The organism is Embleya sp. NPDC059213, from assembly GCF_042754445.1.
In the GTDB taxonomy this organism is placed as follows: Bacteria; Actinomycetota; Actinomycetes; order Streptomycetales; family Streptomycetaceae; genus Embleya.
Genome location: NZ_JBHZAV010000279.1, coordinates 1 through 8,831, shown reverse-complemented (window position 1 = coordinate 8,831; position 8,831 = coordinate 1). Strand labels below are relative to the sequence as shown.

Annotated in this window: 6 protein-coding genes; 2 read left to right on the top strand and 4 right to left on the bottom strand. The window is 71.6% G+C overall.

From position 1 onward, the window contains the following. Nucleotides 1-177: 177 nt before the first annotated feature. Complete coding sequence (locus tag ACFXMF_RS44910) at nt 178-1,557, bottom strand: tannase/feruloyl esterase family alpha/beta hydrolase (RefSeq protein WP_379991388.1); 1,380 nt, start codon at nt 1,555-1,557, stop codon at nt 178-180. A 254-nt stretch (nt 1,558-1,811) separates the two neighbouring features. On the opposite strand from ACFXMF_RS44910, the gene ACFXMF_RS44905 reads away from it, so the two are divergent. After that, on the top strand, nt 1,812-3,074 hold the full coding sequence (locus tag ACFXMF_RS44905) for a sensor histidine kinase (protein ID WP_379991389.1): 1,263 nt from the start codon (nt 1,812-1,814) through the stop codon (nt 3,072-3,074). After that, complete coding sequence (locus ACFXMF_RS44900; protein WP_379991390.1) at nt 3,071-3,772, top strand: response regulator; 702 nt, start codon at nt 3,071-3,073, stop codon at nt 3,770-3,772. Before ACFXMF_RS44905 ends, ACFXMF_RS44900 begins: the two co-directional genes overlap by 4 nt. 534 nt (nt 3,773-4,306) lie before the next feature. Here ACFXMF_RS44900 and ACFXMF_RS44895 read toward each other — a convergent pair. From ACFXMF_RS44895 to ACFXMF_RS44885, 3 genes are read right to left on the bottom strand one after another with little or no spacing between them, the layout of a single operon-like run. Further along, nucleotides 4,307-5,485, bottom strand: coding sequence for a nitrilase-related carbon-nitrogen hydrolase (locus ACFXMF_RS44895; protein ID WP_360308998.1), 1,179 nt, complete (start codon nt 5,483-5,485; stop codon nt 4,307-4,309). Next, entirely contained in the window at nt 5,482-6,795 is a 1,314-nt protein-coding gene (locus tag ACFXMF_RS44890) for an ArgE/DapE family deacylase (RefSeq protein WP_360308997.1), read from the bottom strand. The genes ACFXMF_RS44895 and ACFXMF_RS44890 overlap by 4 nt, the downstream gene beginning before the upstream one ends. Then, complete coding sequence (locus ACFXMF_RS44885) at nt 6,792-8,540, bottom strand: amidohydrolase (protein ID WP_379991391.1); 1,749 nt, start codon at nt 8,538-8,540, stop codon at nt 6,792-6,794. The genes ACFXMF_RS44890 and ACFXMF_RS44885 overlap by 4 nt, the downstream gene beginning before the upstream one ends. Between the last annotated feature and the right edge of the window lie 291 nt (nt 8,541-8,831).

Here is an 8,831-nt window from a genome sequence, read left to right as displayed (position 1 = left end):
GCCGACCACCTATATCTACACTGCTTTTGTCGTCGGCAGCGTCTGATTTGTATACTCCACAGTGGGGGCCCCGGGCGCGGCGGCGCACTGCGCGCGCCCGGACGGCCCGCCACCCGCGACCCGCCTTCGGCGTGGTCGCGGGTGGCCTGGTGGGTGCTGGGCATCGCCCGCTGTGGATCACAACCCGCAACGATTGATCCGGTCCGCCTCCTCCGGCGGTGCCGGGACGGTGCGGCTCGGCGGCGGCGGTGTGCCGTTCCGGGTCCAGGCGGCCAGCGCGTCGAAGGCCGTGGCGAAGCACGGGGACATCGACTGGATCACCTCGGGCATGGCCCGGTACAGGCCGTCCGCGTGGGTGCCGTTGGTGACCCGGTAGTAGCGGTGCAGGTCGCCGCGACCGGCGTCGTCGACCATCCTCGCGTACACGTCACCGCTCCTGGTGATCGGCAACAACGCGTCCAACGTGCCCTGGAGACTGATCAGCGGACGCTTGATCCGTCCGGTCGACGACAACCGTTCGATCGCTTTGTGCACGGCGGCCGGGCGATCGGCGTAGACGTAGTCGGTGTCGCAACCCTTGATCGTGTTCGCCGGGCAGAACGGCGTGCCGGCCTCCTTCGGGCCGTCGTACCCGGGGTCGAGCTCCTCGCGCATGGTGCGCTGGAGCGAGTCCCACAGGTTCAGATAGTGGAATCCCCAGAGCGGCTCGGAGCCGACCGGGTAGCTGGCCGCGTGCATCTCCTCCAGGCCGCCGGGCACCCGGTCGCGGAACTTCGGGTAGGCGCGCAGCGCCGCCGGCGCCGTGTCCAGGATGTTCGGCGCGTCGGGCGTGAGCAGCAGGCCGTGCAATTCGACGCCGCCGGTGAACAGGCCCGGGTTGTTCTCCAATTGCCAGCGCACCAGGTAGCCGGCCGCGGAGGCGCCGGCCATGAACGTGGTCGCGGGCCGCCGACCGTAGTGCCGCGTGGCGACCTGCTTGGCGGCGACCGTCAACTGCGCCACCCGCTCGTGCCATTCGGCGATGGCATCGCCGGGACGCCGGCCGTCCCGGTAGATCCGCTCCCCGGTGTTGCCCTTGTCGGTGGCCGCGTAGGCGAAGCCTTGCGCGAGCACGTGGTCGGAGATCAGCCGGTCGTTGGCGTACTGCTCGCGCAGGCCGGGCGGGCCGGCCACGACCAGGCCGCCGTTCCAGTTCCTCGGCAGCCGGATTACGAACTGGCTGTCGTGGTTCCACCGGTGATTGGTGTTGGTGGTGGAGGTGTCCGGGAAGTAGCCGTCGAGTTGCACGCCCGGGACGCCCGACGGATCGACCGTGCCGGCCGTCTCCAGGCCGGCCCAGTCCTCCGGGTCGGTGTGTCCGGAGGCGACGGTGCCGGCCGTGGTCAGATCCGCCAGGCAGGCACCGATCACATGCTCCGCGCCGGGCACGCGCACTCGGCACGCCGACGCCGCGGCGATCGAATCGGACTCGGGTATCGCGCTCGCCGCCGTCGAGCCCAGCGTCGTGGCCAGCAGCAGCGCGGCGGCGACGGCCAGTGGGCGGGTGGTCTTCAGCAAGGAACTGCCCTTCGTGGGATGGGGTGGGGAGCCGGATTCGGCAGTGCCGAGACTAGGAAGGGCCGGGGAGCGGGCCACAGATGCCGACCGGCCACACCGCGATCGGTCTCCGCCCCGGGGTGTGCGGCGGCGCCGCCGAACGGCACATGACCTTCGGCCAAGGTTCGGCACGCCCCCGGCCGCACCGGTCCCGGGCGCTTCATCCGCGGGTATCGTTCGGCGCACCGCACCGGGGATCGAACAGGGGTACCAAGATGACCGCGTCGTCACCGCCGGCCCCGACCGCGGGGGTGTCCCGGCCGATGTCCTGGCTGCCGAGCACGGTCTACGCCGTCGTGTTGATCGGCGGACTCCACGGCGGCGTGATCGAGGCCGGCCCGATCCGGCCGCTGCGACTGGTCGGGTTCGCCGGGTGTCTGCTGCTCCTGGTCGCACTGGATCGCCGGGAGGTCTACCGCCACCCGGTCCGTACCCCGCCTCGACCGGCCGTGTTGTTGCTGATCGGCCGACTGGCGCTGTTCGCGGCGGCGGCCGGGCTCGACCGCTCCGGCGTGTCCCGGGCGCTGTTCGTCCTGGTGCCGATCACCGCCTACTTCGCCTTCGGCCGGCGGGTCGGCGTGGCGCTGAGCACGGTGTGCGTGGCGGTGATTCTGCTCGCCGACGTGCTGTGGGTGCCCGAGTGGTATCTGCGGACCGACATCGTCACCGACCTGCTGATGTCCGGCCTGGGCCTGGTGCTCGCCGTGGCGATGGCCTCGATCGCGGTGGGCGAGCAGGCGGGTCGGGTCCGGCTGGAGGACACGCTGCGCGAACTGCGCGACTCGCACGCGCGGTTGGCCGACTACGCGGCCGGGGTCGAGCGGCTTTCGGTGGCCCAGGAACGCAACCGGCTGGCCCGCGAGTTCCACGACGGCCTCGGCCACCATCTGACCGCGATCGCCATCCAGTTGGAGAAGGCATCGGCGTTTCGGGACCTGGACGCCCGCGTCGCCGAACGGGCACTCGCCGACGCACGCTGGTCGGCGAGCCGGGCACTGGACGAAGTCCGGGTGTCGGTACGGGCGCTGCGGGACGAGGGGGAACCGTTCTCGTTGTCCGCGGCGCTGGCGGACCTGGTTCGGCACGTCGAGGGCGGCCCCGCCCGGGTGACTCTGGACGTGGCCGGCGAGGAGCACGGTTACCACGTCGAATCGCTCACCGCGCTGTATCGCGCGGCGCAGGAGGGTCTGACCAACGCGCACCGGCACGCCGGCGCCGGGCACGTCGCGGTGTCCGCCCGCTACGGCGAACGCGAGGCACGACTGGTGGTCGCCGACGACGGGCGCGGCTTCGTCCCCGGTCCCACCCTCGGCGATCGTGCGCTCGACAGCGCGGACGGCTTCGGCCTGCGGGCGATGCGCGAACGGGTCGACCTGCTCGGCGGCCGGGTCGAGGTCGACGCCGCACCCGGGCAGGGCACCGTGGTCACGGTCACGGTGCCGCGCGTACCGGCGCGTGTCGGGGCGTCGAGCCGGTGAGCGGACACGAGGAGGACCCGGTACGGGTGTTGGTGGTCGACGACCAGGAACTGGTGCGCGAGGGCATCGCCTCGCTGCTGGGTATCCAGCCCGGCATCACGGTGATCGGCGCGGTCCCGGACGGCCGCCAGGCGGTGGACATCGCGTGTGCCGAGCATCCGGACGTGATCCTGATGGACGTCCGGATGCCGGTGATGGACGGTGTCACCGCGGTCGCGCTGCTGAGCGAACGCGCGCCGCTGTGCCGGGTGATCATGCTGACCACGTTCGACGACGACCGGTACGTCTCGGAGGCGCTGCGGGCGGGCGCGATCGGCTACCTGCTCAAGAATCTGCCCTCGGCACAACTGGCCGCCGCGATCCGACTGGCCCGCGCCGGCGTCGCCCCACTCGACGCCTCGATCACCCGACGCCTGGCCGCGCCCCGGCCCGAGCGGCCGACCCCGCCGCGCGACCCGGACCCGGGCCCGGACCCGAGCCTCGGTCCGGATCCGGGCCGCGCACTCGACGTGCTGACCGGGCGCGAGATCGAGGTGCTGCGACTGATCGCCACCGGGTCGACCAACCGCGAGATCGCCGGCCGCCTGTTCCTCAGCGAAGGCACCGTCAAGAACCACATATCCCGGATCCTGTCCCGGCTGAACCTCCGCGACCGCACCCACGCGGCGATCTACGCCCGCGACCGCGGCCTGCTCTAGGAACCACTGACGAAAGCCGGCGACACCTCGAGGAACCGAAGGTCAAGGGGCGGATCGGCGCGCTGCCCGACCGACGGGACGTCAACCGCTGTCGAGCGCCGAGGGGCGCCGAGACCCCTCGGCACGAGACCCGCTAACCGCAGTTCATCGTCACGCTCGCGTAGAAGACATGGCCGCGGTACGGGTCGTCGAAGACCTCGAAGACCTGTGGCGCGTCGGCCGCTTCGCAGGAGTAGCGGCCGTCCGTGCGGGCCGACTCCCGGGCGTCCTCGACCGCGGCCCGAACCGCTGTCGGCCGTCGGGCCCATGCCCCCGCCGCAGTACAGCGCCGTCCCGCTCGCCATCGCCGGCGCGCCGGCGGACAGCAGGGCGGCGGCCAACCCGGCCACGAACAGTGCGCCCCGGGTCAGCCGCGTGGAAGTTGTCGCCATCGTCGATCCCCTCCTGATTCCGCAGGGCCCGGCGGTGGGCGGGGCCCTGGAGTCTCCGTCACCTACACGGCCGGCCGGCCGCACGGGTTCACCGGGCCGCGGTTCACCCGTCCGCGTCCGCCCACCGGTCCAGGATCGCCGCCGGGTCGTCGCCGCCGGGCGGTGGGATGTACCGCGCCCCGGGCGAGGCGTGTGCGGGGGGCGTGTAGGCGCCGCGATCGATCAGGCGGCGGATGTTGGCTCGATAGATCTCGTCCACGTCGGCATGGCCCGTCGGATCGTGGTCGAGCCACAGATTGGCCGGGTGCACGGGGCGGTCGTACATCCGGCGGAAGAGTTCGGTGCGCAGGTCCTTCAGCCAGTTGGAGTTGAGGTTCATCACCCGGAATCGGCGCAGCGCCTCGATGTCCACGATGCCGGCGACGAAACTGTTCGCGCCGGAGACCGTGTGTGCGATCACGGCGCCGAGGTGGTCGACGATGTGCGAGTGCCCACCGCCGATGTCGTACGGATGCCGGGCGTCGGGAGTCACGTACACCGGGCCGACGTTCGGGCAGACCATGTACAGGGAGTTGAAGTGCGCGTGGGCCCGGTTCTGCAAAAGCCACGTGCCGCCGGGGTCGGGGCCGGCCTGGGTCATCGGCACCGCCTCGCTGGGTCGGTACACCACCTCGGCCCCGCCCAGCGCCAACGCCCTTACCGCCTCCGGGTATTCGCCGTCGCTGCAGCAGATCGTGCCGATGTTGCCGATGTCCGGGGTGCGCAGGACGGGGTAGAAGGCGTCGATCCCGTCGCCGAACACCTCGACCCAGCGATCGTAGACGTCGTGCGGGGTGCACGAATGCTCGCGGCACCAGACGTGGTTCTTGGCGGCACGGTGCACGATCTCGCCGTCGGGGGAGATCACGAACAGCACGTTGAAGTAGCGGTCGGGGACGATCTCGGGCCAGCGCGCCTTGCACTGGACGACCAGGTAGGTGCCGTAGTGGCGGGCGAGGGCGGCGAGGCGGTCGGTCTCGGGGCCGGGGATGTCGATGAACAGGTCCCGGGCGGCCCGGACGTGCGGGAGGTCGAAGATCTCGTCGGTGAAGCCGGTGAGCGCGCCCTCGGCGAGCGCGATCAGCTTGACCGGCATGTTGATCCCGATGGTGGAGACGGCGGCGTGGATGGCGTCCTCGATCGTGTCGAGGTTGCGGGTGATGTGCCGGCGGGCGCCGATGCCGTGCACGATCGTCGACAGTCCGACGGCCAGGTAGGGCGCGATCGGTTCGGGCCCGCTCACGCGCCGCACCAGTCGATCGCCGCGAGCGCGTAGGTACGGGCCGCGCAGATGATCTCGTCGATCGCGCAACGTTCGTCGTAGGCGTGCGCCATGGCGAGTCGACCCGGTCCCAGGCCCACGGTCGCGATGCCGGCGCGGCAGAGCCAGGTGGAGTCGGTCGCGGAGGGGAACGCCTCGATGCCGGGCCGGGCCGCGTACGGACTGTCGTGTCCGGCCAGTTCGCGCGCGCCGGCCACGACGTTGCACAGCGGATGGGTCGGGTCCACGCGCGATCCGGGGTAGCACAGTTGCCAGGTGACCACCGGCGGATGCTCGCGCAGCCATGGGTCGGTGGCGGCGACGTGCGCGATGTGGCTCTCGATCTCCTCCCGGATCGTGTCCTGTTCCTCGGCCGGCGGGTGGAACACCGCGTAGACCATGCTCATTCGGTCCGGAATGAAGGCGCCGCTGCGGGAGTGTCGGGCGCCGCCGTCGAGGGCTCCGGGGGCGATGGTGAACTGTCCGGGTTCGAAGAGCGGGTCGAACTTCGTGATCGCCCAGTCGTGTTCGAGGCGCCGAAGGGCCTCGTGGATCACCAGTCCCCGGTCGATCGCGCTGACCGCGATCGGGTCCCGCGTGCCCTGCCCGCGCAACATGCGTCCGCGCATGGACGAGTGGGCGCTTTTGCCGACCACGTCGACCTGCATCACCAGCACGCCGGGGGTCGCGGCCATGACGGTCAACGGCTTTGCTGCGCCCGTGGGTTCGGCCACGATCGCGCCGTCGGCGGTGTAGCCGCGCGCGAGCACCGCGGAGGTGCCCATGTGGTGTTCGAGGTTCTCCTCGCCGACCACGGCCTGGAGGATCAGGTCGCCGCGCAGCCGCACCCCGGCCTCGCGCAGGGCGCGGGCCGCGAACGCCTGCGCGACCAGGCCGCTCTTCATGTCGGCCGAGCCGCGGCCGTGGATCCAGCCGTCCTCGATCGCCGCGTCGAACGGGTCGCCGGACCGCCACGCGGCGGGGTCGCCGGGCGGGACGACGTCGACGTGACCGTTGAGGATCAACGAACGGCCGCCCCCGGTACCCCGGATCACCCCGACCGCGTTGTCCCGCCCGGGGTCGACCGCGAATACGTCGACCTCGGCGCCGGCGTCGGTGTACACACCGGCCAGCAGGCGCGAGACCGCGCCCTCGGCGCCGACCACGTCGGCGTAGTCCTCGCCGGGGAAGGTCGGCGTGACGCTCGGGATTCGAATGGCCGCGGCGAGGGTGGCCAGCAACTCGTCGCGCAGGTCGTCGATTCGGGCGAGTACCTGCTCGTGTGCGGTCATCGGCCGTTCTCCGTTTCGGGTTCGTCGCCGGCGTCCGCGAGGTCGCCGCTGTCGTGCACGGTGCGTCCGCCGAGGAGGGTGCGCAGCACCCGGGTACCCGGGAGGTCGTCGAGGTCGCAGCGTGCGGGGTCGCGGTCGACGATCGCGATGTCCGCGTGGTGGCCGGGTACCAGGGCGCCGATGTCCGGCCAGTCCAGCACCCGGGCGGCGCCGGTGGTCCACATCCGCAGTGCCTGGGCGCGGGTGAGGACCTGGTCGGGACCGGCGTTACGGTGCCCGGAGCCGGCGAACTCGTGTGTCTGGGCCAGTTTGATCTGCTCCCACGGGTTCTTCGGTCCCCAGTCGGTGCCGCCGCCGAGGTCCAGGCCCGCGTCGAGCAGTCGGCGCAGCGGGACGAGATCACGCCACACGTGCTCGCCCATGCGCTCCCCGTACATCCGGCCCTTGCCCCACGCGAAGCCGACCGACGTGGTGACCTGGAATCCGAGCGCGCGGTAGCGGCGGACCTGGTCGGGGGTGATCGTGATCGCGTGTTGCAGGATCCAGTGCCGATCACGGAAGTCGTGTTCGCGGACCACACGTTCGGCGATCGCCAGGAAGTCGTCGTGCTCGCGGAACGCGCCCAGGCACATGTTCGCGCGGATCCCGCGTTCGGCGCAGAACCGGACGAAGAGTTCCTCCTTCTCCAGGGACAGGAATCGAACTCCCCGGGTGGGCGAGCCGAACGGGCCGGTGTACGGCTCGTGGGTCGCGAAGTAGCCGGAGAAGCACGGGCCGCCCGGACTCATCGTGATGCCGTCGATCCGCAGGAACTCGTCGTCGCGCTCGTAGGGTTGTGCGGTCAGTCGCTCCAGACGGGCCCCGAATTCGGCCGTGCTCAGCGGCTCGAACGGGGTGAAGATGACCGACTCGATGTCGGGCGCGGCCAGGACCCGGAAGGTGAGCCGGCCCTGGGCGCGCAAGTGCCGGTATACCTCGATGTGTTCGGGTTCCATCGCGTGACCCTCGTACACCGTGGTCACCCCGTGCGCGGTGAACCGGGCCATCTCGTCGAGGGTGCCCTGCACGGCGCGGGCGGGGTCGAGCGGGGGCAGCTTGGTCAGGATCTGGGACCAGAACGGGTCGTACGTGTAGTAGTTGGTGACCGGCCCGCGCAGGATGCCGGTGAGTTCGCCGTTGTCGTCCTTGTCGATTTCGACGTCGCAGACCCGGTCGGGCAGGAAGGCGCTCAGCCCGACGGCGCGCAGTCCCGCGCTGTTGAACGCCACCACGTTCGGCATGCGCGGCGCCCAGGCCTGGATCAGCACCGGGTGGTCGGCGGTCGCCGCGTCCAGGGTGTGCCGGTCGGGCAGGCGCCGTTCGGCGAGGTCGGCCGACGAGCGCCGGACGAAGTAGTGCGGTTCCCCGACCGGCGTGCACATGATCCACTCGCCCGGGGGCGTGTGTGCCGCGTGCTCGCGGATCCGCGCCACGATGTCGGCGTGGTCGACGGCGTCGGTCAGGTCGACCAGGCCCGCCGCCAGGCCACCGAAGTGCAGCACGTGCGGGTGGGTGTCGATCAGACCGGGCAGCACGGTCGCCCCGGCGACGTCCATCGTCCGCGCGCCCCGGCCGGCGAGGCTCGCCATGTCGCGGGCGCCGCCGGTGGCGAGCACCCGCCCCGCCTCCACCACCAGCGCCTCGGCGTCCGGCGCGGACGGATCGAGGGTCAGTACGTTGCCACCGGTGATGAGTGTCCTGGCCATCCGCTGCCTCCGCTCCGACCGGCGGGTCCGGTCATCGGGTGAAGGTAGGCGGGCAGGCGATGGGGCACATCGATCCAACGGTTGACACCCGACCTTGACCCCTCGGTTCGGGCGCGGTTAGGTTCGACCTGCCTCCCTTCGACCTCCTCGTGTCGATCTCCTCGGTCGGCCTCCTCGGTCGGCCTCTCCTCGACCCCTTCCCTCGGTCGACGCGGCGGCCCCCCTGTACCCCAGCAGCCCACGATCCCCGGGCGGCGCGCCCGGGGTGGCCGCGTGCGTGGCGCGGAGGTT